The organism is Pseudomonas sp. B21-056, from assembly GCF_026016325.1.
Taxonomy (GTDB): Bacteria; Pseudomonadota; Gammaproteobacteria; order Pseudomonadales; family Pseudomonadaceae; genus Aquipseudomonas.
The window spans coordinates 221,415-245,115 of the sequence record NZ_CP087203.1 but is presented as its reverse complement, the minus strand read 5'-3'; the positions used below and the strand labels follow the sequence as shown (position 1 = coordinate 245,115).

16 protein-coding genes and 1 pseudogene are annotated in these 23,701 nt (G+C 62.9%); 4 read left to right on the top strand and 13 right to left on the bottom strand.

What is annotated here, in order from left to right:
• Positions 1-12: 12 nt before the first annotated feature.
• Positions 13-6,333, bottom strand: coding sequence for an Ig-like domain-containing protein (locus LOY67_RS01045; protein ID WP_265065552.1), 6,321 nt, complete (start codon positions 6,331-6,333; stop codon positions 13-15).
• 52 nt (positions 6,334-6,385) lie between these two features.
• Positions 6,386-7,231: a sulfotransferase family protein gene (locus LOY67_RS01040; RefSeq protein WP_265065551.1), complete on the bottom strand. Its 846-nt coding sequence runs from the start codon at positions 7,229-7,231 to the stop codon at positions 6,386-6,388.
• Between the two features lie 284 nt (positions 7,232-7,515).
• Here LOY67_RS01040 and LOY67_RS01035 point away from each other — a divergent pair, with 284 nt between their 5' ends.
• From LOY67_RS01035 to LOY67_RS01025, 3 genes are all read left to right on the top strand, one after another.
• Positions 7,516-8,103: a phage tail protein gene (locus LOY67_RS01035; RefSeq protein ID WP_265065550.1), complete on the top strand. Its 588-nt coding sequence runs from the start codon at positions 7,516-7,518 to the stop codon at positions 8,101-8,103.
• A 45-nt stretch (positions 8,104-8,148) separates the two neighbouring features.
• On the top strand, positions 8,149-8,460 hold the full coding sequence (locus LOY67_RS01030) for a DUF6916 family protein (protein ID WP_265065549.1): 312 nt from the start codon (positions 8,149-8,151) through the stop codon (positions 8,458-8,460).
• Between the two features lie 153 nt (positions 8,461-8,613).
• Positions 8,614-9,201, top strand: coding sequence for a phage tail protein (locus LOY67_RS01025; protein WP_265065548.1), 588 nt, complete (start codon positions 8,614-8,616; stop codon positions 9,199-9,201).
• A gap of 177 nt (positions 9,202-9,378) precedes the next feature.
• On the opposite strand, the gene LOY67_RS01020 is transcribed toward LOY67_RS01025, so the two are convergent.
• From LOY67_RS01020 to LOY67_RS01005, 4 genes are read right to left on the bottom strand one after another with little or no spacing between them, the layout of a single operon-like run.
• On the bottom strand, positions 9,379-9,870 hold the full coding sequence (locus tag LOY67_RS01020) for a GNAT family N-acetyltransferase (protein WP_265065547.1): 492 nt from the start codon (positions 9,868-9,870) through the stop codon (positions 9,379-9,381).
• A 9-nt stretch (positions 9,871-9,879) separates the two neighbouring features.
• Positions 9,880-11,976, bottom strand: coding sequence for a biotin/lipoyl-binding protein (locus LOY67_RS01015; protein ID WP_265065546.1), 2,097 nt, complete (start codon positions 11,974-11,976; stop codon positions 9,880-9,882).
• 1 nt (position 11,977) lies between these two features.
• Complete coding sequence (locus LOY67_RS01010) at positions 11,978-13,297, bottom strand: efflux RND transporter periplasmic adaptor subunit (protein WP_265065545.1); 1,320 nt, start codon at positions 13,295-13,297, stop codon at positions 11,978-11,980.
• On the bottom strand, positions 13,294-14,073 hold the full coding sequence (locus tag LOY67_RS01005) for an efflux RND transporter periplasmic adaptor subunit (RefSeq protein WP_265065544.1): 780 nt from the start codon (positions 14,071-14,073) through the stop codon (positions 13,294-13,296). The genes LOY67_RS01010 and LOY67_RS01005 overlap by 4 nt, the downstream gene beginning before the upstream one ends.
• Before the next feature lie 477 nt (positions 14,074-14,550).
• Here LOY67_RS01005 and LOY67_RS01000 point away from each other — a divergent pair, with 477 nt between their 5' ends.
• Positions 14,551-15,240, top strand: coding sequence for an NYN domain-containing protein (locus LOY67_RS01000; protein WP_265065543.1), 690 nt, complete (start codon positions 14,551-14,553; stop codon positions 15,238-15,240).
• Between the two features lie 27 nt (positions 15,241-15,267).
• Here LOY67_RS01000 and LOY67_RS00995 read toward each other — a convergent pair whose 3' ends face one another.
• From LOY67_RS00995 to LOY67_RS00965, 7 genes and pseudogenes are all read right to left on the bottom strand, one after another.
• Positions 15,268-17,703 (bottom strand): alpha/beta fold hydrolase, encoded by a 2,436-nt coding sequence (locus LOY67_RS00995; RefSeq protein ID WP_265065542.1) that lies wholly within the window; start codon positions 17,701-17,703, stop codon positions 15,268-15,270.
• 9 nt (positions 17,704-17,712) lie between these two features.
• Positions 17,713-19,155, bottom strand: a complete 1,443-nt coding sequence (locus LOY67_RS00990; RefSeq protein ID WP_265065541.1) for a TIGR01777 family oxidoreductase — start codon at positions 19,153-19,155, stop codon at positions 17,713-17,715.
• Positions 19,148-19,636, bottom strand: a complete 489-nt coding sequence (locus tag LOY67_RS00985; RefSeq protein ID WP_265065540.1) for a cell division protein — start codon at positions 19,634-19,636, stop codon at positions 19,148-19,150. The genes LOY67_RS00990 and LOY67_RS00985 overlap by 8 nt, the downstream gene beginning before the upstream one ends.
• A gap of 231 nt (positions 19,637-19,867) precedes the next feature.
• Positions 19,868-20,734 carry an ABC transporter permease gene (locus LOY67_RS00980; protein ID WP_265065539.1) on the bottom strand — a complete coding sequence of 289 codons (867 nt, stop codon included), beginning with the start codon at positions 20,732-20,734 and terminating at the stop codon, positions 19,868-19,870.
• Positions 20,735-20,746: 12 nt separating this feature from the next.
• Positions 20,747-21,607: an ABC transporter ATP-binding protein gene (locus LOY67_RS00975; protein WP_265065538.1), complete on the bottom strand. Its 861-nt coding sequence runs from the start codon at positions 21,605-21,607 to the stop codon at positions 20,747-20,749.
• Between the two features lie 5 nt (positions 21,608-21,612).
• Positions 21,613-22,637, bottom strand: a pseudogene (locus LOY67_RS00970) (ABC transporter substrate-binding protein).
• 36 nt (positions 22,638-22,673) lie between these two features.
• Positions 22,674-23,579, bottom strand: coding sequence for a TauD/TfdA dioxygenase family protein (locus LOY67_RS00965; RefSeq protein WP_265065537.1), 906 nt, complete (start codon positions 23,577-23,579; stop codon positions 22,674-22,676).
• Positions 23,580-23,701 lie beyond the last annotated feature (122 nt).

Genomic DNA, 23,701 nt, shown 5'->3' with positions numbered 1-23,701 from the left:
TTATTGAGTTCTTCAGGCCTGTACCTGGCTGACACCTATCTGTTGTAGCGCCATTGCCAGGCTGTCGACCTGACGCTGCTCAGTGTCCTTGAGGTGTTGCAGTTGCTGGCCCAAGGTCGGTGCACCGAATATCCCGCGCGCACCTTGAGACGCATCACCGCCTGGGACTGAAGGATGGCCGAAGGCATCCATCGACTCGCTTTCAGCACCGGAATCATGGTTGAACAGAGTCGAGATGGTACTGCTGCCGAACACCCCGCCATCGCCCCCGCCAAAACCCAGGAACCCCTGTCCCGAGCCATCGCCGGAGGCATCCGTGCTGAACACCTGGGCGATATAGCTCGGTGCCAGTTCGCCACGGTTGATGAAAATATCGCCTATCGGCCGCAGGCCGCCGCCCACATCCCGTTGCTCGAACAGCGGTGGGAAGCCCAATGGCGAACCCAGGTCGCCCGTCGGCGGCGTGAAGACGATTGGCTGCAGCGGCACATCGGACGGCGGAACGACCGTGACGGGATCCGTGGTCAGGAACTCCGGTGGTGGCTTCACGTCGTTGGGCACCACGGTGTCGATCGCGTAATTGTTGGACACCGCCACGCTGGCCCCGGCATTGCCCGCCACGTCGTTGACATTGCTGGTGTCCAGAGCGATGAAGTTGCTCGGATCGGTGAGATTCACCGTGGGGGTGAAGGTCGCCGTCCAGGTCTTGCCGCCGTCGCTGCTGGTCAGGTTGGTCAGTTCGCCATTGGTGACGCTCAGGTCCGACAGGTCGAAGCCGCTCACGGCCTCGCTGAAGGTGATAGTTACCAGGGTTGTCTCGCCCACCGTCAGGCTCGGGTCGGCAACCACGATGGTCGCGGTCGGCCGGGTGGCATCGAGTACATAGTTGCTGGAGAAGGCGATACCCGCGCCGGCGTTGCCGGCAATGTCCTGCACGGTGCTGGCGTCGAGCAGGATCAGGTTGGTGGCGTCGTTGACCCCCGCCGTAGGCGTCAGGGTCGCCGTCCAGGTCAGGCCACCGTCGCTGCTGGCGAGATTGGACAACACACCATTGGCGACACTGAGGTCCGACAGGTCGAAACCGGTCACCGCCTCGGTGAAGCTGATGGTCACGGTGGTGGTCTGGCCGATGCCCAGGCTGGTATCGCCCACCACGATGGTGGCGCCCGGGCGCACGGTGTCGACCGCGTAGTTGTTGGAGTCCACCACGCCGACACCGCTGTTGCCGGAAACGTTGACCACGCCGCTGGTGTCCAGGCTGATCAGGTTGCTGGTGTCGGAAATACTGGCACTCGGGGTAAAGGTCGCTGTCCAGGTCACACCGCCGTCGGAGGACGACACATTGCTCAATGTGCCGTTACTCACGCTCAGGTCCGAATTGTCGAAGCCGCTGACCGCTTCCGAGAAGGTAATGGTCACCAGGGAGGTTTCCCCCACCGTGAGCGAACTGTCCGCCACCACGACAGTGGCGGTCGGCACCTGTGTTTCGACCGCGTAGTTGGCCGAGTTGGTCGTACCTGTCCCGGCGTTGCCGGCCGCATCGCTCACGCCGGTATTGTCCAGGACGATGAGGTTGGAGGCATCGCTCACGCCTACGGTCGGCGTGAACGTGGCGGTCCAGGTCAGGCCGCCGTCGCTGCTGCTGACCGCACTCAGGCTGCCATTGGCAACGCTCAGGTCAGCGTTGGTGAAGCCGGTCACCGCTTCGGAGAAGGTGATGGTCACCAGGGCGGTTTCCCCCGGCCGCAGCGTTGAGTCGCTCAACACGATGGTGGCCGTCGGACGCTGGGTATCGAGGGCGTAGTTATTGGAGTCGGTGGTGCCGGTGCCGGCATTGCCCACGCCGTCGACGACGCCGGTGTTATCGAGGGTGATCAGGTTGCTGGTGTCGTTGACGCCGACAGTCGGTGTGAATGTCCCGGTCCAGGTAACTCCGCCATCGCTGCTGCTCAGCCCGGTCACCGTACCGTTGGCGACAGTCAGGTCGGCGCTGGTGAAACCGCTCACTGCCTCGCTGAAGGTGATCGTCACCAGCGAGGTTTCGCCGGCACCAATGGCGGTGTCGGCGACGACGACGGTCGCGGTGGGGCGCACGGTGTCGACGGCATAGTTGTTGGAGTCGGTGGTGCCGACCCCGGCGTTGTTCGCACCGTTGCGCACGCCGGTGTTGTCCAGGGTAATCAGGTTGCTGGTATCGGAAATGCCGACGCTCGGGGTGAAGGTGGCCGTCCAGGTCACTCCGCCGTCGCTGCTGCTGACGTTGGTCAGGGTGCCGTTGCTGACGGTCAGGTCACTGTTGTCGAACCCGTTCACCGCTTCGTTGAAGGTGATGGTCACCAGTGAGGTTTCACCGATACTCAACGAAGAGTCGGCGACCACGATGGTGGCCGTCGGCACGTTGGTGTCGACCTGGTAGTTGTTCGAGTTGGTCGTGCCGGTACCGGTATTGCCCGCTGCATCAGTGACGCCGGTGTTGGTCAGCACGATGACGTTGGTGGCATCGACGATTCCGAGGGTCGGTGTGAGGGTCGCAGTCCAGGTAATGCCGCCATCGCTGCTGCTGACTGCGCTCAGCGTACCGTTGGCAACGCTCAGGTCAGAGTTGTCGAAGCCACTGACCGCTTCGCTGAAGGTGATGGTCACCAGCGAGGTTTCGCCCACGCTCAGCGCGTTATCGGCCACAACGATGGTGGCGGTCGGGCGTTGCGTATCGACGACGTAGTTGTTGGAGTCGGTGGTGCCGGTTCCGGCATTGCCCACGCCGTCGACGACGCCGGTGTTATCGAGGGTGATCAGGTTGCTGGTGTCGCTGATGCCGGCACTCGGGGTAAAGGTTGCGGTGTAGGTGATGTTGTCGCTGGTGCTCAGCCCGCTCAGGATACCGTTGGCGGCAGTCAGGTCGGCCAGGGTGAAGCCGGTCACCGCCTCGCTGAAGGTGATCGTCACCAGCGAGGTTTCGCCAGCGGCGAGCGCCGTGTCGGCAATCACCACGGTGGCGGTGGGGCGCACGTTGTCGATGGCGTAGTTGTTGGAATCGGTGGTGCCGCTGCCGGCGTTGCCCGCCGCATCGCTCACCCCGGTGTTGTCCAGGGTGATCAGGTTGCTGGCGTCACTGGTGCTGGCGCTCGGCGTGAACGTCGCCGTCCAGGTGATGCCGCCATCGCTGCTGCTGACCGCGCTCAACGTGCCGTTGGCAATGGTCAGGTCGGCGTTGGTAAAGCCAGTCACCGCCTCGCTGAAGGTGATCGTCACCAACGAGGTTTCGCCGATGCTCAACATAGCATCGGCAACGACAATGCTGGCGGTCGGCCGCACGGTGTCGATGACGTAGTTGTTGGAGTTGGTGGTACCGGTGCCCGCGTTGCCAGCGGTGTCCGCGACGCCGGTGTTGGCCAGGGCGATCAGGTTGGAAGCGTCGTCGACGCTGGCGCTCGGCGTGAACGTCGCAGTCCAGGTGATGCCGCCATCGCTGCTGCTGACCGCGCTCAACGTGCCGTTGGCAATGGTCAGGTCGGCGTTGGTGAAGCCGGTCACCGCTTCGCTGAAGGTAATCGTCACCAGGGACGTTTCACCGATGTTCAGTGCCGTGTCGGCCACGACGATAGTCGCAGTGGGACGCACGGTATCGATCGCATAGTTGTTCGAATCGGTGGTGCCGCTGCCGGCGTTGCCGTTCAGGTCCGCCACCCCGGTGTTGTCCAGAGTGATCAGGTTGGTGGTGTCGCTGACGCTGGCGCTCGGCGTGAACGTCGCGGTCCAGGTGATGCCGCCGTCGCTGCTGCTGACCGCGCTCAACGTGCCGTTGGCAATGGTCAGGTCGGCGTTGGTAAAGCCGCTCACCGCTTCGCTGAAGGTAATCGTCACCAGGGACGTTTCACCGACGCGCAGTGCCGTGTCAGCCACGACAATACTCGCGGTCGGCCGCACGGTGTCGATGGCGTAGTTGTTGGAGTTGGTCGTGCCAACGCCAGCGTTGCCGCTCAGGTCCGCCACCCCGGTGTTGGTCAGGACAACCAGGTTGGTGGTGTCGGTGACACTGGCGTCCGGTGTCAGGGTGGCCGTCCAGGTAATGCCGCCGTCGCTGCTGCTGACCGCGCTCAACGTGCCATTGGCAATGGTCAGGTCGGCGTTAGTGAAGCCGGTCACCGCTTCGCTGAACGTGATAGTCACCTGCGAGGTCTCGCCAATCCTCAAGGCGGTATCGGCTACCACAATGGTCGCCGTGGGCGCCACGGTGTCGTTGACGACGTAGTTGTTCGAGTTGGTGGTGCCTACGCCAGCGTTGCCCGCCAGGTCGACAACACCGGTGTTGTCCAGAGTGATAACGTTGGTGGTATCAGCGATGTTGCTGGCCGCCGTCAGCGTGCCGGTCCAGGTGATACCGCCATCAGCGCTGCTGAAAGCACCCACGGTGCCGTTCTGCACCGTCAGGTCGGATGAGGTAAACCCCGTCACGGCTTCGGAGAAGGTGACGGTCACCAGCGACGTACCGCCGGAGTTCAGACTGGTATTGGCCACCACGACCGTCGCGGTCGGCGGGGTCAGGTCCGGTACATAGTTGGTGTTGATGGTGCCGCCGTCGCCGTAGACATTGGCGACGGAAGCCGGTGAATTGCCTGCGGTGCCAGCACTGCTGCCGCCAACGCCGCTGCCGCCGACGTTGCCCGACAGGGCCGCGAAGTTGGCCGCGGTGATCAGGATCGCACCCTTGTTCCAGATCGCGCCGACGCCAACGCCGCCCGCGCCGCCGGTATGGGTGTAGCCACCTCCGGCACCGCCGCCACCGCCACCACCACCGGCGCCGATGTTGTTGGAAATCACCGAATTGCCGATGATGCGCAAGGTTGCGCCGGTGTCGTTGTAGATACCACCAACCGCACCGCCACCGGCGCCGCCGATAGCGTTATAGCCGTCACCGCCACCGCCGCCGCCAATGGACAAGCCAGCGCTGGCCGCCGTGCCGCCGGCCGATCCGGTGCTGTAGCCCGGGTACGCGGCACCACCGGCACCACCGGTGGAGTTGCCGCCGCGACCGCCCATGTTGAAGAAGCCGCCACCGGCGCCGCCTTGTCCCGTCGAACCGACGGAGCCCGTGGCATTGAGCGTATCGCCGCCGCGGCCACCAGTACCGCTGCCGACCGCACCACCGCCGCCGCCGCCACCACCGGCATATTGCGGCGTCACGCCGCCACCGCCGCCACCGCCCGATGCGGCGTTCGCGGTAATCGTGACGTTCCTCAGGGTCAGGGTTCCAGCGTTGTAGATACCGCCGGCCTTGGCAACCGCAGCGTCGACACCACCATTGCCCCCGTCACCCGCCACCATGCCACGGGTAATCACCAGGCCATCGAGGGTTGCCGTCGTACCGGACGTCACGTTAAGGACCTGGGTGCGGAATTGCCCGTCGAGGGTGACATCGGCCACGTTGTCGTTATTGAGGTCGCCATCGATGGTCACGTTCCTGTTGACCACCAACACCTGGGTCAGCGCCACGGTCATGCCGCTGCTGAAGGTGACGATGTCGCCGTTCTGCGCAGAAGCCAGGGCCGCGCGCAGGGAGCCGACGCCGGTATTGGCGTTGTTGGTGGCGGTCCAGGTGGCGAGGCCCCACTGGTAGTCGCTCATCGCGTTGGCCGACAGTACGTTGGCGCTTTCGATGTTGCCGGTGGCAATTTCCAGGTCCCAGTCGCCACCGAGGCCGGTACGGTCGTTGGACGCCGCCACGTCGCGGCCGGTCAGTTGCGCCAGCGAGTCGACCAGTTCCAGGCCACGCTCGCCTTGAGCGGTGTAGCAGCCGTAGATCAGGATATCGCCACCGGCGTTCATGTCCTGGCCGATCTGCGCCAGCACCTCGCTGCGGGCCTGGACGTTATCCGCCGACAGGTAGACGTTGCCCAGCCACAGATCACCGGCGTTGCCATGGGCGATGATCTGTACCGAGCTGACGCCCTGGTGGGTGTCCAGGTAATCGGCGATCTGTTGCAAGCCGTCCTTGGTGGCGTCCAGTTGCACGACCTGGGTGCCGGGCGCCACGCCTTCGAGCAGGCTCGCGGCATCCTTGACCCGGGAATCGACGAACACCACGGACTTGCCCGGAACGGCGGCATCGGTGGCATCGGTCTGGCCCTGGGCCGCGTGGGTATCGCTGGCCTGATCGGCCGTAGGCGTCTTGGCCGCATCGGCGGTGGGATGGGCGTCCGGCTGCGCGGCATCGGCCACGGTCGCGGCGACGGCGCCGTCGAACAGCATCCGCGGTTCCAGGGACATGATCATTGGCGATGCCAGGGCCTGTGCGCCCTCGGTTACCCGCGATTTACCTTTGCTCCACCACATGACGTTCACCCGGACTCGAACTGCTTGAACACGCAAATGAAAAAAACCGCGATCAGCTGATCGCAGCGTCGGTTTTCATACGAATGACATTGGCCGCGCTGGCAGACCCATCGCGCCAGAACGACAACTCGGCAAACTTCTCGAACAGATCCGGCGGCAACAGGGTCCGTCGCGCTTGCGGCGCAACCCTGGGCTTGACCTTGTGCAGGCCGGCAACGCCCAGGGCCTGATCGAAGGCCGGTGCGTCGTAGGTCAAGTGATTGAAATCGTGTTCGAACCAGGGTTCGTCGATGAACTCATAGACCAGCCGCATCACCCGTTCGGGCGCCTGGCTCAACAGGTCGTAATCGACGATCAGCAACGACTCGGCGTTTTCGCCGTAATAGGCTTCCTTGAGCGCCGTCCAGGCGAACCCCACCAGGCGATTGCGCTGGGCCAGGGTCTCGCAGCGGCTGTAGACGGTGTTGCGCTCGTCGTCGTCATTGAACAGCTTGGTGTTTTCGAACGGGTTGGCGCGGTAGAGCCGTTCCAGGCTGTCGAGCACCCAGGCGACGTTGCGCACGCAGGCGATGGTCTTGGCTTGGGGAAACAGATCCTGCAGCGCCGGCAAACGCGCGCACCACTGGCGGTTGGTGTCGAAGATGACGGGCTTGTCGGCCTTGTCGGCATAGTACGAGTCGAACAGCCCACTCAGCAGACGACGGCGCAGTTCGGTGTCGATCACCGAACCGAATTCGCTGCCGGCGCTGCACTGCTGCAACACGCTGCTGAACAGCGTACCGACGGGGCTGGTCATGCCGGCGTGAAAGCGCGGGTTCTGCAACAGAATCGCGGAAAGCAGGGTCGAGCCTGAGCGCGGTAGACCGGAGATAAAGTGAAACTGTGACAATCCCTTCACCGTTTGTAGTCCCTTTGTGTCCGAAGCGTAGACGAGGAATCCAACCTCGACTAGTACTACTTTGATATCAAACACGCCTGAACCTGTAAAAAAGATGGACGGTATAGATCCACCCAAGCCTGAATCGATTAAGCCAGGCGGCAGCAGTTTTCGGTCCTTGCGACCCGGCAGAATGAAATAACCCCGTCTACGCTCAGCCGTGCGCGACCAGGCCAGGTGATCGCATCTTTGCCCGTTGTATCCGCCAGGTACCGCAGACCAATAACCTGAAGGATGAGGATTCTATGGAAGTATTCATCGGCACTATCCAGTCGTTCGCCTTTAACTTCGCACCCAGGGACTGGGCCCTGTGCAACGGGCAGACGCTCAGTCTTGCCCAGTACCAGACCTTGTTCGCCCTGATCGGCGTGACTTACGGAGGCGACGGCCAGACCACCTTTCTGCTGCCCAACCTGCAAGGTCGGTTGCCCATTGGCCAGGGCAACGGCCTGGGCCTGACCCCTCGGGTGATCGGCACCGTCTCCGGCACCGAAAACGTCACGGCGACACTGAACAACCTGCCCAACCACACCCACGCCCTTACGGGCATCACCGCCGCAACCACCCTGCAACTGGCGAACCCGGCCAGCAACCCGGTGAACACGCCAACGGCCACCAACTCGTTCATCGGCACCTCGGGCACCGGGCCAGGCGCGGCGAATATCTATTCCGACCAGGTAGGTGCCTCGCCGGTACCGCTGCAAGGTGTGACCACGACGGTCAGCGGTACGGTTGCTCCCGCGGGCGGCAGCACACCGATGGCGATCATGAACCCATTCCTGGCGATCAACTTCAGCATCGCCCTGCAAGGCTATTTCCCGTCCCGAAACTGAAGACTCGCCGGAGGAGTTTAGACCTCGGCCATTTGGAGCACCGCTATGCTACAACAGGTTCATAGCCACCATTTCCAACCACTGCTGGGCCAGACCAGCAGCCTGACCCTGCCCGACGGCAGTTGCTTGCCCGTGCGGATCGAAACCCTCGAGGAGACGCCTCGGGCGAAAATGCCGAATACAGAGCGCATGCCGTTCAGTGTGGAATTCAACAGCTTGCAGCCCACTGATTTCGTAGACGGGTTGTGCACGCTGGAAGTGCCCGAACTGGGCAGACTGGAAGGGGTGTTCGTGTCGCGGGTGCCGCCCATGGGACGGGATCCGGCAGTGGGGTATTTCTATATCGCGTTCAATTAGTGTGGGATCTGTAGTGAAGATCCACCCGGCAGAGCGCGGCAACCGCGTCTACGCTCAGCCATGCGTGACCAGGCCAGGGAATGAAGGAATCGGGCTGAACGCAATCTTCTCCCCTGGCAACACCAGAACGATAACCTGAGGGACGAGGAATCTATGGAAGTATTCATGGGCACTATCCAGCCGTTTGCCTTTAATTTCGCACCCAGCGGTTGGGCGCTGTGTAGCGGGCAGACGCTCGGCATCTCGCAGTACCAGGCGCTGTTCTCATTGCTCGGCACCTACTACGGAGGCAATGGCTCGACCAACTTCATGCTCCCCAACCTGCAAGGCCGCCTGCCCATAGGTCAGGGCAATGGCCTGGGCCTGACTCCACGGGTCATTGGCGAGGTTTCCGGCACCGAAAATGTCACCGCGACACTGAACAACCTGCCCAACCACACCCACGCCCTTACGGGCATCACCGCCGCAACTACCCTGCAACTGGCGAACCCGGCCAGCAATCCGGTGAGCGCGCCCACGGCGACCAACTCCTTCATTGGCACGTCGGGGACCGGGCCGGGCGCGGCGAATATCTATTCCGACCAGATAGGCGCCTCGCCGGTGCCGCTCAAAGGCGTGAGTACGACGGTCAGCGGTACGGTTGCCCCCACGGGCAATGGCTTGCCGATGTCAATCATGAACCCATTTCTGGCCGTCAACTTCAGCGTCGCCCTGAATGGGCTGTTCCCATCCCGTAACTGACAACCCTCGGAGGGTGCAGTCCTGTACCCGTAGGAGCTGTCGAGCGTAGCGAGGCTGCGATCTTTCCCCTGACACTTGAGTCTCACGCGAAAGATCAAAAGATCAAAAGATCGCAGCCTCGCTGCGCTCGACAGCTCCTACAGGGGCCCAGGGGATATTTGTCTCAATCATGCCCCGTCAGTTGCCTTTCGGATACCAGACCAACCGCTCCGCCGCCGGGTTGCGCTCCTGCACTTCGAAGCCCAGCGCCAGGTAATGCCGCCGTGCGTGAGGGTTGCTGGCCCAGACCACGGTCGCCACCGGGCAGCGGATCTGTTGCGCGGCTTTCTGCACCCCTTGCAACACCGTCCGGCCATAGCCCTGACCGCGCGCCTGGGGAATGAAGGCCAGGTACAGCACACGAATTTCATTGGGACCGAAATCGGTGCTCAAGGCGCCGATGGCGGTGCCGAGTTTTTCCACGACGTAATGCATGGCGTTGGGAAAGTTGTCCCCCAGGCCCTGCTCCTGCACCTGGAACTGCTGGGCGATCACCTGCTGCACTTGCTCATGCTCGCCATCGATCCATTGCAGATCCGGCCGCGCCGCCTGATAAAGGCTCTGCAAAAACGGACCGTCGCTGACCCGCGACGGCCGCACCACCAGTCCCTCTGCCGCTACTGACTCCATGTACGCTCCTTAAAACCCGCTTTCCCTCACACCCAACGCCGCCAACCGACGCCAGGCCGCTCCCAGTATCGATTCACCCTGCCCCTGCAACACCACCACGCCACGCAGCGGTTGCAGCGGCGCAGCCTCGTCATCTACGACGCTCAGGCGCACGCCATATTGCGCCTGCACGGGCTCGGCCCGCTGCTGCGAATCCCGGCGCACGGCAATCGGGCCATGATGATCGGACGTCAACGCCTGCTGCTCGACCCAGGCTGTGCCGTTGGTGTCGACTTCATTCAGTTGTACGGCAATCGAAGGGTGCATCGGATCATCAGCGATGAATCGCCCTGTGGCACCAGGCCCGACCCGCCAAAGCTCGGCCTCCGTGAGGTAGCCGCGCAGACGGGCATCGGCCTGCACCACTCGCACCAACGGTTGCGTAGGTGACAACCAGCGGCCTACCGCCAATTGCGGCAGCAGGTCACGCACCTGACCGGCATGGGGCGCACGCAGCAACAGACGCTCTCGTTGGGCGACCAGACCACGGTACTCGGCAACAGCTTCGGCCAGTTGCTGCTCGACGATGCCCGCGTCGGCGGCGGTTTCGCTACGGCCGGCCCGGCGACGCATCTGCAATTGCTGGATCTCGATTTCCCGGCGCACGATGCTCAGGCGTGACGCCATGTCCGGCGACTCCAGTTCAATCAGCACATCACCCTGGGCCACGACCTGCCCATCGTGCACATTCACCTGTTTGACCCGTGCCGCCACCGGCGCGTACAAGGCACTGGCCCGTCCGGCCTCAAGCATCGCCGGCACTTCCACGGCGCTGCGCCAGGGCAACAGCAAGGCCAGGACCAACGCCAGCAAGACCAAACCAGTCAGTAGCACCCGTGGCCCATGGGCCTGCTCGCGGCGCTGCCACCACTGTCGCCATTCATTCACGATCGGCATGAAAATGAACCAGACCAATTCCACCATCATCAGGAAAATGCCCAGCACCTTGAAGAACAGGTGATAGACCGCCAGGGCGATGCCGAAAAACAAAGCGGCACGCCACAACCAGGAGCCGTATCCCCACACCAGCAAGCGGCGGCGCATTTTCGGCGACCAGGGTTCCGGTGCCGCCACGCCATAACCGAACAGGGCTTCGCGCAGGCGCCAGCGACACAGGGCGAACGCCCGCCCCTGGAGGTTATCCACCGCCCAGAAATCACTGAGCAGGAAATAACCATCGAAGCGCATGAACGGGTTCAGGTTGATGACCAGCGTCGTGATCCAGGTGGCACTGGCCAGCATGAACGCCGCGGTCCGCGCCGGGCCATCGGGCAGCAACGACCAGGCCAGCAGCGCGATACACGCCAGCAACAGTTCCGCCAGGACCCCGCCGGCACCGATCAGCAGGCGGGCACGCCGATCATTGACCCGCCAGGCATCGCTGACATCGGTATAGAACATCGGCAACAGCACCATGAATGCCACGCCCATGCTTTGCACACGGCAACCGGCGCGCTTGGCCATGAAGGCATGGCCGAACTCATGGCACAACTTGGCGAAGAACAGCGCCACCCCGAACGCCAGCGCGCCGCCCAGGCTGAACAGGTGCGGGAACGTCGCCACGAAGCGCTGCCAGTCCCGCGACACCAGGAAAATACCCAAGCCCAAGGTCAGCGGCATGCCATAACGCAGCAGGCCAGGACCGAACCGGGCGAGCCAGGGCCAGGCACGATTGAGAAAGGTATCCGGACGCCACAGCGGGATGCGGAAAAACAGGTATTGATGCAACAGAATCTGCCACAGGCTCTGGCGCCGGGCAGCCGTCTTGAATTGATAACTGTCGCGCTGTTGCGGGTCCATCGCGCTGATCAGATCGTGACCGCGCAGAAAGCCCAACAACTGCTCCAGCGACTCCCCTGTAAGCGGCAAGCCCGGCTCACGGTTCGCGGCATGCAGCACTTGCGCAGGATCGCCAAGGGACCAGTGGCGCAACAGGCGCATCGCCGCCGCGCCGAGCTTGAAATAACGCCCACGCACCGGATCGGCCAGGGTCCATTGCGGCGAGCCGTCCGGGTCCGGGGCGGCCGGGGATAATTGCAGGTCCGGTCGCAGGCTCGGCAACTCCATGCTACAGACCTACGCTCTGGCGCAGGCCGGCCAGTGGCCGACGCAACAGGTACAGCGCCAGCGGGGCGCGATCACCAAAGATCTTCGCCGTGCCACGCAGGCCAATGCGCGGCGCCGCTGCATCGAAGCGCGCATCCAATCGATAAGCAAGCTGTCCCGCAGCCGTGGGTTGCGCCTCGTAGGCCGAACGCTCGAGCCAGGCCACATGCCGCTGCAACGGATCGCTGTCGAGAAACAACGCGACTTGCGCACCAGGAGCCAGGCTTATCGCATCGCCCACCGCCAGCTCGATGCGCAGCTCGGCCTGGTTGGGGTCGGCAATTTCCATCAAGCGCTCGCCGGTCTGCACCGGCTTGCCGAGCCAGCGTTCGACATCGGCAAACACCGCGATGCCATCCCGCTCGGCGCGAACTTCACTGCGCTTGAGCAACTCGAGGGCATAGTTGCGCTCGGCACGTTTCTGTTCGACGCGGGCCGCCAACAGGTCGATCTTGGAGCTCGATTCGGCATCGGCAAATGAGCGCTGGGAATTGGCCTTGAGCTCTGCCTCGGCCACGTCCAACGCGCGCTCGGCCACATCGGCCTGGGCCTTGAGGGTGGTGCTTTCGAAACGCAGCAACAGGTCGCCGTTCTTGACGGCCTGGTTGGGCTTGACCATGAATTCGGCGATCACGCCGTCCAGCGGCGCCGCCACCACCTGACCACCCAGCGGCACCACTTCAGCCGGGGCCAATACCGACTGGCGCACCGGGACCAGCAAGCCCAGCAACAACACCGCCACCAGCGCCACCTGGCGTTTACGCGTCCACCGCAGGCGCCACGGCTTACGTGGTTGCAACGCCAGCCAGGCGTGGCTGTAGGTGTCGCCCAGTTGCGACAACAGCACTTGCTCGGCCGGGGTCCAAGGCAGGTCGCGAGCCAGCCACAGGCCACCGAAAACCAGACCCTTGTGATCGATCAACGGCAGCCAGAATACCTGCGCGGCCGACAGGCTTCGCCAGTCCGCCTGAACGGCTTCGCTCACGCCATCGGCGGCAATCACCCGGGCCTGCTTCAGCACGCCTTGCTTGAATAGCTGCGCCACCGCCTGCTCGACAAACGCCACAAAGGGCGCATTCGGCTCCACGGCACTGATACCGGTCACCGCCTGCACCTTGCCGGCAATCAACAGGGCGGCATGGCGAAACCCGAACAGCGCCTGACCATCGTTGACCAGGCTGTAGCTCAGTTGCGCCGGGTTACGCGCGGCTCGCGTCTGGCGCTCCAGATCGAGGAAGCGGGCAAACACCTGCTCGGCGCTGCCCATGACCGGCGCGTTCACTTGGACTCCGGGAAACGCGCCGTGCCGCTCATGCCGGACAGCAGGCCACTGGCGTCAGGCAGGCTCGCCACCAGCAGCAAGGTCTGGCTGCCCTCATCGATACGTGCGCCAAGGCGCTTGACCGTCGCTTGCAGCGGCCGGCCGGTTTCGTCGGGAATGAACGTAAAGGATTGGCCCGGCTTGAGCTTGCCCATCCAGCGCGACGGTACCAGCAGATGAATCTCCAGGGTGCGGTTGTCGACCACATCCAGCAACGGTGCGCCGGCCGCCACGCTTTCATAGCGCTGGACCTTGCGCGCCACCACCTGCCCATCGAACGGTGCGATCACACTGCAGCGCTTGACCTGAACCTGATACACCTGGGATTGCGCCTGGGTCTCGCTGACCCGAGCCTCGGCCCGTGAAACTTCGAAACGCCCGACGGACTTCAATTCCGCCAGTTGCCGGTTATGCGCCAGCTCCTCGCTGGCACCCCGGCTCGCCGCCTGAGCCGCATTGAGCTGGGCCTGATAGGCCGAGCAATCGAACCGCGCGAGGGTATCGCCCTTCTTGAACGACTCGCCCTCACTGAAAGGCAATTCGACGATACGTCCGGCCAACTCACTGGCCAGCACCGCCTGATCCTTCGCCCGAAGCACCCCTCGCGCCTCGTTGCCACCCGACACACCGGCCGCGCCGTTGCCCTCGAGCAGCGGATCGTCCGCCACAGGCGTCTGCGCCTGGACTACGCACGCTACAAAGGTCAATCCCACAACCCAACTGCCAAAACGCTGCATGACCGTTACTCCCTGACGGATGGTCGGAGTCTACGACAGCGGTGGGGAGCGTCAAGGGCGTTGCTGTCAGGATGGGGAAATCTCTTGTTTCAAAAACGCTGGAAGAAGGGCCGAAAGGTGCTTGGTTTTTTGCTGACGTTGGCTGGTATCAAATCCCACAAGGGTTTAGGCAGATCCGCTCGCTCTAATCAGTAATAGGTGATGGCTTTATTCAGCCTTTAAACAAATACCAACCTTACGGAAAATCATTGAAATACACTTTGATAAATCGGCTCAAAAATACCTTGCCCCCAAGCCATAAAGCCGCACAACACTCAACCTGCCGGTGCTGGAGCTTACCCGTCCACGGTTGACGCAAGATCATCCCAGATTAGGATTTGCCCACTGCTCAACCCCGTACGCAGAGATTAAGTTCTCTGGCCGTTGGGGTGAAAACACCGGCTTCGGCCGGTTTTTTCGTTTCTGGGGATTGAGTTTGTGCGCACCGCTTTTTTCGTTGACGGCTATAACGTTTTTTATGGGTTGCTCGCCGGTACACCTTATAAATGGTTGAACTTGGCACAGTTGCTAGCGCATATAGCCCGGGTTGAGAATCCTCAGAGTTCACTTGTCTCCGTTGATTACTTCATGTCCTCCGTCAAACCGGAATTGGCAACCCGGGGGATCGTCTCCAAAGAAGCCCAAGACGCTTATGTCCGCGCCCTGAAGGCCAACCAGGTTACCGTCCACTATGGACGCCATCAGCTCGAACGAGCCAATGCGCCCCGCTTTATCAGTAAAAAGGTCAATGCCTCACGCCAGGACACGGTTGCTATCTGGAAGCTTGAAGAAAAGGAAACAGACGTCCACATTGCAATCAGCATGTATCGCGTAGCTTCCAGACAAGAGATGTTGCCATGGGGAAAGCGTGTCGAGCAGCTTGTGCTGGTGTCTGGCGACACTGATATGGCTCCAGCCTTGAGAGCAGTTCGTGAAGATTTTCCCCATCTCAGAATCGGCGTAGTGCTCCCCTACCGAACCGGCTCCAAACGTCTTGCCCCCGGATCCTTGAAAGAACATGCCCATTGGATGCGCCGTATTGTCACTTGCGACGAGCTCCAATCTCACCAATTCCCCAACCGGGTCCCCACCCACAAGGCACCCACCATCAAGCCGGATTACTGGTAGTCACACCCCTTCGCCCCCCGCCGCGCCCTACTCCACCAACGTCAACTCCCCATCCCGATACAACACCTCGCGCCCCAGCCACGCCGCATTCACCTGCGGCAGCACCGCCGAGGGTTTGCGCAGTTCGCGCAGCAAGGTCGAGCCGTGGGACAAGCGTCCGCCCATGCGCGCAATCACCGCCCGGGCGTTTTGATAGTGTGCATGACGGCCTGGGTCCAGGGTGTCTTCAAGCAGAATGTCTTCGCCCAGAATGCCTTGCACCTGTCCCGGGTAGATCAGGAATCCGCTCGCTTGCTCGGTGCCCTCGCGACCATCCTGCCAGAAGCTGCCCTCGCGGCTGCGGATGTCCGGATGCGGCGTAAACCAATGCGCCCGTTCGGCCGTCGGCATGGCGTGATGCAAGCGAAAGAAAATCCGCATCAGGTTGTCGCGATACCACTCGCGCACTTGCAGGTAGTAACCGCGCAATCCCGGCAGACCGCTCGAATGGGCCAGGCGAACCGCCAAGGGCCATTGGGGGAATGCCTGCAACGGCAACTCGGTCGGTGCCGGGCGGAGCGTAGCCGGGTCGGTTTCCCAGGGCAGTCGATGCGGGACGGATTCGAGGTTGTCATAGGCAGTCGGGGGCCGGCCCAGCCAGTCGCCACCGCTGCTGGCCAATGCGGTGGCGATGCACAGGTTGCCCTGGACCACGAATACGTAGAAGCGGGTGAACCAGTCGGCCAATTGCTGCCCATCGGCGCCTTGTCCGGTCAGTTCGAGCAGCTCCCGGTCGAAGCGTCGCAAACCGTTTTCCAGCGTCGGCAGGTGTCCACGGGCGATGCGCTGCATACGCAGGAACAACGGCAGCGAACGGATCAGGCGCAGCGGTCGCCAAGGCAGATGCGGTGTGGCGCCGCCGACCTCATCCGCGTAGTGGCTGGCGCTGATGCCCCAGTCCGCCAAGCGTGCGAGAAACAAGTCGTTGTTGATGTACGAAGCGCCGCCAAACACCGCGGTGAAGGGTTCGTTGTCCTGCAATATCCGCGGATCCCAGCGTGCCATGATCGCGGGAATGCTCGCGGCTGCACGACGCTGGGCATACTCCACCAGAACACTGGGTTGCGGCGGCAGGATCTCGGCGATGTTGGCGGCGGTCAGGTGTCGACGCCAGCCGTAATCGCTGATCGGCCGGTACTGCAGCAGCCAGAGCTGGCTGCCGTCCCAGGCCCATTCAACGTCGCCAGGCACATAGTGGAAAACCCGCAACACGCCCTGCAGGAAACGCCATAGCTGATCGGCGGTCAGGCCGTGTGCTGGCTTGAAGGTGTCGCTGTTCCACGCCTTACCCAGGCGGGAAATGATCGCGCGCTCGGGGCTCGCCTGACCGTCGGCCAACGATTCGAGATGACCTTCGACCCACTCCAGCTCGACAGCCAGGTGACGGACGAAGGCGATCCCGGACAGCCGCGGCGTGATGAACCGCTGCACCACCACTTCCTCGACACCCGTTGCACTCAATTCGGCAATTCGACCCGACACATCCTGCGTCGCTACCCGCAGAAAGGTGGTGCTCAGACCCGCATTCGCCGCATCGGCCTGGTCTTCGCCATAACTGGAGGAGCGCACCGCCCAGAGCACGTCCGCTTGGCCGTCGAGAAACGTCGGCAGGCGCGGATCCTGGCAATCGTTGAGCGACAGCGCCGGGGGCACCGCTTGCCCAGCCAGCGCCGCCAGGCGCAAGCGCCCACCCTTGGTGTGTGCGACAAACCCTCGCTCGCCCGACTCCAGCCACGCGGCGAATTCGCCCGGCGCGTCAATCCAGGGATAGTGACCCCAGCCGGGTTTCAGGCTGATGGTCAGATCGGCGCGGGCGAGAATGGCTGACCATGCCGCGGCCTGTTCGATACCCAGCACGTTGTCCTGGTCGCCCCAGACCAGTTCGACCGGATCGGTGATCCATTCCAGCAACGGCAACGCGGTGTCCGCACGCACCAGGTCCCAGTGCGGCACAAAGGCGCGACAGCGGGCGTACCCGGCGCCCATGCGCTGGTACTGCGCAGGCGTCCAGGTCCGGTTGGAAAACTTGCGGGCAAACAGCGTCGGCTTGTTTGCCAGCAACCAATGAATGGTTTTGCGCACCGGCAGGGGCGACATCAACGCCGGCAGGCGCCGCTGCCATAAAAACGCACCCACCGGCGCCAGCAAGACACTGCGACAGAAATGCCCTGGCCGACGCTGCAACGCATGCAGCACCAGCAGCGCATTCACCCCGACCGCGGTGATCGCGTTGCCGGGGATCGTCATCTCCAGCAAAACCTGGGCATAGGCGGCCAGATCTTCGCAGGGTGCTTGTGGATGATCGCCAAAGCCGGGCAGCTCCAGCGGCACCACGTCGTAGCGCTCGAAGTGCGGCAAGGCGTCGTCCCACCAATCGGCGGCGCTGCCGTTGCCGGCCAGCAGGTACATCAAAGGCTTGCTCATGAGCGGTCCTCAGGCCAGGTCGCGCAGGGCAGCGTCGAGGGTCGGATAACGGAACCTGTATCCGGCCTCGGCGAGACGGCTCGGTACCACGCGTTGGCCGTCGAAAAACAACTGGGCCATTTCACCCGCCAGGGCACGCACCGGTGCGGCAGGGATGTGCAACCATACCGGGCGCTTGAGAATCCTGCCGACGCTCTCGGCGAACGTCGCCTGGCTGACCGTCTCCGGCGCCACCAGGTTGTAGGTGCCACTCAGGCTCTCGTCGTCGAAGGCCCGGGCGATCACCTGGATCACATCGTCGCGGTGTATCCAGCTCATGATCTGCCGACCGTCGCCCATCCGCCCACCGAACCCCAGGCGAAACGGAATCAGCAAAGGCAACAACGCACCGCCCGGACCAAAGACCACACCCAGGCGCATCACCACCTGACGCACGCCCAGTTCGACGGCAGGCAGCGCCGACGCTTCCCACCGCGCACAAAGCTCAGCCATGAAACCATCGCCCTTGACCGCCTGCTCATCCAGGCTCTCGTTGGCATCACGCACGCCATAAAAGCCAATGGCCGAGGCCTGGACCCACAGCGCCGGCTTGTTCCGGGCATGCTTCAGCCAAGTCATCAACGCTTCGGTGGTATTGACTCGGCTGGCAATCAGTTGCGCCTGGCGCTTGGGAGTCCAGCGCGGACCTGCCACCGGTGCGCCCGCCAGATTGATCACCACATCGAAGATTTCGTCGTGGCCCAGTTTGCTCAGCGAGCGCAGGCAACGGGCACGGCCGTCGAACAGATAGGCCGCTTTCAACGGATCACGGGCCAACACGCTGACGGTGTGCCCGGCATCGAGCAACTGATTGACCAGCGTCTCGCCGATAAACCCGGTGCCGCCGGTCACCAACACGCGCTTATGGGCGCCGCCGGCGAACGGATTGCCAGGCTTGCCCTGGCGCTGCATGCGCAGCGCCGCCAGCCCGTCACGAATACCCGAGGCGCTGACGCCAATGGCGAACAGCGTCAGCAACCAGCCGCGCCAGCCCAGATCGAGGGCACCCAGGCCGGTAGGCAAACTCGCCCATTGCGCCAGTTGCACCCCGTACAGCGCGAAGAACGCCCCACCGTTGACCGCCAGCACCGTGTGCATGATGCGCTCGATGGCCGGCAGCTTGCGGCTGCGGTCTTCGACCACGAAATCCCAGAGCGTCAGGCCGATCTCCAGGGCGAACAACAGCCCGATGACAATCGCCCACGTCCCCTGGAAAGCCAGGTGGGCGATACCCAGGAACAGGATCCCGTAGAAGCACGAACGCAAGGCATGGATCGACAGCTCCAGCCGGGCGCTGTGGCGATAGGGCAAGGCGACGGTCAGTTCATGGTGATAGAGGGTATCCAGCGCGCCCAGGACGGCCTGGGCAATCAACAATGTGATCGCCCAGTCGAGGAGAGAAAAATCAGCCATGGTTTGACTCATTCAGTGGGTTGTCGACGAGGGAGTTGCAGCGATCATGACGGTAGAGCCAGAACAGCGGCGGCAGCAATACCAGCAGCGCAAGGCTGTCGAACCATAGGTGCGACCAGACCTGCGCCTGGGCAGAGATCAGCATGTCCTGGGGCGCCCAGAGCACAATGCCGGCGATCAACCACCCCCAGGGCATCGCGCGTTTGAGGCGGTTGCCGATGTGGACGAGGGCCAGCATGTACAGCGAATAGCTTTGCAATGTGGCGCCGAACAATGCCAGCCACCAGACCTGCTGCGCGCGGGCAGCCAAAGGCACCGCAGCGCCGGACCAGAAAGCCTGTTCGAGGGTGTGCAGATAGCCGTCGAGCAAGCCCGAATGGCCTGCCCAGGTCAGCGTGATGCTGACGAACAGATGCATCAGGGCTGCGGCATACAGCCAAGCGACCAGGGCTTTGCGAAGGGAGCTGGGAGGAGCTGGCATTCCGTGTCCTGAAGGCTTGCTTGAGGGCTGCAAGTCTAAAGGAAAAGAAAGCGGCTTTACCTGGCTATTTGGGGTGGGTTGAAGTCCGCCATCGCGAGCAGGCTCGCTCCCACCGGGGATGGGTGTGACCGCAGATATCACCGTCATCACAGGCCCCATGTGGGAGCGAGCCTGCTCGCGATGGCGCCCGCCCAGACAACCACTTACCTGAACATCATGGCGGGGGCCCCATCAACGTTGCATCCCCCAACGCTTCACCGTCACCCGCTCCAGGTTGTCGAACACCAGGTTCTCCACCAGCAAGCCGATCAGGATCACCACTGCCAACCCGGCAAAGACCTTGTCGGTGTACAGCTCGTTGCGGTTCTGGAAGATGTACCAGCCCAGGCCGCCCTTGCCGCTGGTGGCGCCGAACACCAGTTCAGCGGCGATCAACGTACGCCAGGCAAAGGCCCAGCCGATTTTCAGCCCGGCGAGGATCGACGGCAGCGCCGCGGGAATCAGGATGAACAGCACGAAGCGCAGGCCCTTGAGCCCATAATTGCGCCCGGCCATGCGCAGCGTTTCGGATACACCGAGAAACCCCGCGTACATGTTCAGCGCCAACGCCCACAACACCGAATGCACCAGCACGAAAATCAGGCTGTTCTGTCCCAGGCCGAACCACAGCAATGCCAGTGGCAACAGGGCGATGGCCGGCAATGGATTGAACATCGACGTGAGGGTGCTGAGCAGGTCGCGCCCCAACTGGGTCGACACCGCCAGGGTCGTCAGCCCAAACGCCAGGACGATACCCAGCAGATACCCCTTGAGCAGCACCACCAGGGAAATCCAGACCTTGCCCGGCAGCTCGCCGCTCAGCAGTCCGTTGTACAAGGCGCTGGCGGTTTGCAGGAAACCCGGCAGCAACAGGTCATTGTTCTGGTACCGGGCCACCGCCTCCCACAACAGCGCCAGCAGCAAAAGGATCAGGCTCTTGCGCAGCCAGCCCTGCTGCAACAGACGCTGGCCCAGGGGCAATTCCCGCTCCAGTGGGACGTGGGCCAGGGGTTGCAGGTCAACTTCATATTCTTCGCGCACAGGCGCTAAACGGCTCATGGCTCGTCCCTCTCAATACGCGATACGGATGTCGGCAAAATCCAGCTCTCGTTCGGTGTCAGGGCCGGAGCCTTGCTCGAACAGCAGCCGATGTATCCGCCGGGCCGTCTGCTGGAATGCCACGCCACCCAGGCTATGCAGATCGAATTGATGGCTGTGGATTTCCGCCCGTACACGCCCCGGATGCGGTGAGAGCAGCAGGATACGATTGCCCACTACCAGCGCCTCTTCGATGGAGTGAGTGACGAACAGCAGCGTGAAGCGCACCTCTTCCCAGAGCAGCAGCAATTCCTCCTGCATCTTGCGGCGGGTCAGGGCATCGAGGGCGGCGAAGGGCTCGTCCATCAAGAGGATCTTCGGTTGCATCGCGAGCGCCCTGGCGATGGCGACACGGGCCTTCATGCCACCGGACAACGTGTGAGGATAGGCATCGACAAAGGCGCCCAACCCGACCTTGTCCAGGTAATGCAACGCCCGCTCTTCGGCCTCGTCGCGCTTGAGGGTGCGCGAGGCCAGGAGTGCGAACATCACATTCTGCTTGACGGTTTTCCAGGGCGGCAGTTGATCGAATTCCTGGAACACCACGACCCGGTCGGGCCCTGGTGCGTTGACGGCTTCTCCTTGCAGGCGGATCTCGCCTTCCTGCGGTGCGATGAAACCGCCAATAGACTTGAGCAACGTGGACTTGCCGCAACCCGACGGGCCGAGCAGCACGAAGCGGTCCGCCGGATCGACGTCGAAACTGACTCGATGGGTGGCCCGCACCACACGCTGCGAGGTGCGGTACTCCAGGCTGACGTTATCCACTGACAACAACGGGGTATCGGTGCGAGCGGGGCTGCTGGCCGCGTGGCCTTGCAATGGCGCGTTCATGACGGTCAGCTCCCCTGCAGCGGCTTGGCGTCCTGGAAGAAATAATCCTCCCAGGAGGCCGGCTTGTTCTTGATCGCGCCGACGCGGTACAGGAATTCGGCCAGCGGGTAGGTGTTCTTCGGCGTGACCGTGAATTCGATCTGCGGGTTCTCGATGATTTTCAGCAGCGTCGCCCGGTCGATCCTGGCCTGGGTCACTCGCAGGTAGGTATCCGCCGCCGCGCCTTTGTCCTTCTGGGCAAACTCGGCCGCTTCGGTCAGCGCCTCGACGAACGCCTTGTAGGTCTTCGGGTTCTCATCGCGGAACTTCTCGGTGGCGAACAGCACCGTGGGCGAGTTCGGTCCCAATACATCATAGGAATTGAGCACCACGTGAACGCCAGGATTCTGCAGCGCCTGGTCCTGGAATGGCGGGTTGGAGAAATGCCCGGTCAACTCCGTGCCACCGGCGATCAAAGCCGCCGTCGCGTCCGGATGCGGAACGGCCAGGGTGTACTTGTCCAGGCGATTGAATTCCTTGTCACCCCATTGCTTGGCGGCGGCGTACTGCAGGAAACGTGACTGCACCGAAACGCCCACCGCAGGCACCGCGATACGGTCCTGCTCGGTGAAGTCGGCGATGGTCTTGACCTTGGGGTTGTTGCTCAACAGGTAATAGGGAAAGTTGCCCAGGGAAGCCACTGCCTTGACGTTCTGCTTACCGCGGGTGCGGTCCCAGATGGTCAGCAATGGCCCGACCCCGGCGCCGGCAATGTCGATGGAGCCCGAGAGTAACGCATCGTTGACTGCCGCGCCGCCGGACAACTGGGTCCAGTCGACCTTGATGTCGATGCCTCCTGCTTGCCGTGTTTCTCGATCAACTGCTGATCACGGACCACGTTCAGCAGCAGGTACACGATGCCGAACTGCTCGGCGATCCGAATCTCACCCTCGGCGCGGGCGCTGGAAGGCGCCACCAGGCTACCGGCCAGCAGGCTGAATCCCAGGCCGATGGCAGCAGCCAACGGCGCAAAAGCAATGCGCTTGGACATGTTGATTCTCCGGGCTCTTTGCGCGTGCGCAGCCGATCAGAAAGGGGCGTCGCCCTGGATGGTGGTGCGGAACAACTTGCGGCGCAGATGACTTGGGCAACCGGCAGCCAGATGGATCAATGAACGGTTGTCCCAGAACACCAAGTCGTGGGGCTGCCATTGATGGCGATAGATGTTCTGGGGCAACACGCTGTGTGCGTGCAGCTCGGCCAGCAGCGCTTGGCTTTCGTCCTCCGGCAGACCGACGATGCGGGTGGTGAAGCCTTCGCTGACGAACAACGCCTTGCGCCCGGTTTCCGGGTGGGTGCGCACGATCGGGTGGACGACTTCGGCGACCTGGGCCAGTTGTTCCGGTGTCAGGGTCGGTCGCCAGTTGCCTTCGAATTTGCTTTCGCTGTAGCGCGCCGTATAGGAGTGCGCCGCCAAACGGCCCTCCACCGCTTTACGCAATGCCTCGGGCAAACCGTCCCAGGCCTTGTGCATGTCGGCGAACAGGGTGTCGCCACCTTCGCTCGGCAACTCCTGGGCGTGGAGCATCGACCCCAGGCTGGGCAATGGCTTATAGGAAAGGTCGGAATGCCAGAACTTCCCGGCGTCGCCCAGGCCGATGGACTGGCCGTTCTCGATGATATTGGAGACGATGAGAATTCCCGGATGCCCGGCCAACAGGAACTGCTTGAGCACATGAATCTGCAGCACGCCAAAACGACGGCTGAAGGCGATGTGCTGGTCGGGGGTGATGCGCTGGTCGCGGAACACTACGACGTGGTGGTCCAGATGCGCCCGATGGATACGGGCGAAATCCTGATCGTTGAGCGGCCGGGACAGGTCCAGGCCAAGGATCTCGGCGCCAACGGCGTCGTTGAACGGACGGATTTCGAACCTTTGCGACGCGATATGCTCGCCGCTTGGAAAATCCGAGGAATAGGAAACGGCTGGCATACATCACTCCCACGCACGGCGCGCTTCACGGGCGCGCATCGATCAAAAACTCACGGCATGGCCGTATGGGTTCGTGTCGTGCGGCGCGCCGATTGGTCGGCAGGTACGCAGGGGTATGACTT

Coding starts and splice junctions, on each gene's coding strand:
- LOY67_RS01005 (WP_265065544.1), bottom strand. CDS start 14,073: ATGCAGCGTTTTGGCAGTTGGGTTGTGGGATTGACCTTTGTAGCGTGC.
- LOY67_RS01045 (WP_265065552.1), bottom strand. CDS start 6,333: ATGTGGTGGAGCAAAGGTAAATCGCGGGTAACCGAGGGCGCACAGGCC.
- LOY67_RS01035 (WP_265065550.1), top strand. CDS start 7,516: ATGGAAGTATTCATCGGCACTATCCAGTCGTTCGCCTTTAACTTCGCA.
- LOY67_RS01030 (WP_265065549.1), top strand. CDS start 8,149: ATGCTACAACAGGTTCATAGCCACCATTTCCAACCACTGCTGGGCCAG.
- LOY67_RS00990 (WP_265065541.1), bottom strand. CDS start 19,155: ATGGCTGATTTTTCTCTCCTCGACTGGGCGATCACATTGTTGATTGCC.
- LOY67_RS01025 (WP_265065548.1), top strand. CDS start 8,614: ATGGAAGTATTCATGGGCACTATCCAGCCGTTTGCCTTTAATTTCGCA.
- LOY67_RS01015 (WP_265065546.1), bottom strand. CDS start 11,976: ATGGAGTTGCCGAGCCTGCGACCGGACCTGCAATTATCCCCGGCCGCC.
- LOY67_RS00965 (WP_265065537.1), bottom strand. CDS start 23,579: ATGCCAGCCGTTTCCTATTCCTCGGATTTTCCAAGCGGCGAGCATATC.
- LOY67_RS01020 (WP_265065547.1), bottom strand. CDS start 9,870: ATGGAGTCAGTAGCGGCAGAGGGACTGGTGGTGCGGCCGTCGCGGGTC.
- LOY67_RS00995 (WP_265065542.1), bottom strand. CDS start 17,703: ATGAGCAAGCCTTTGATGTACCTGCTGGCCGGCAACGGCAGCGCCGCC.
- LOY67_RS00975 (WP_265065538.1), bottom strand. CDS start 21,607: ATGAACGCGCCATTGCAAGGCCACGCGGCCAGCAGCCCCGCTCGCACC.
- LOY67_RS00985 (WP_265065540.1), bottom strand. CDS start 19,636: ATGCCAGCTCCTCCCAGCTCCCTTCGCAAAGCCCTGGTCGCTTGGCTG.
- LOY67_RS00980 (WP_265065539.1), bottom strand. CDS start 20,734: ATGAGCCGTTTAGCGCCTGTGCGCGAAGAATATGAAGTTGACCTGCAA.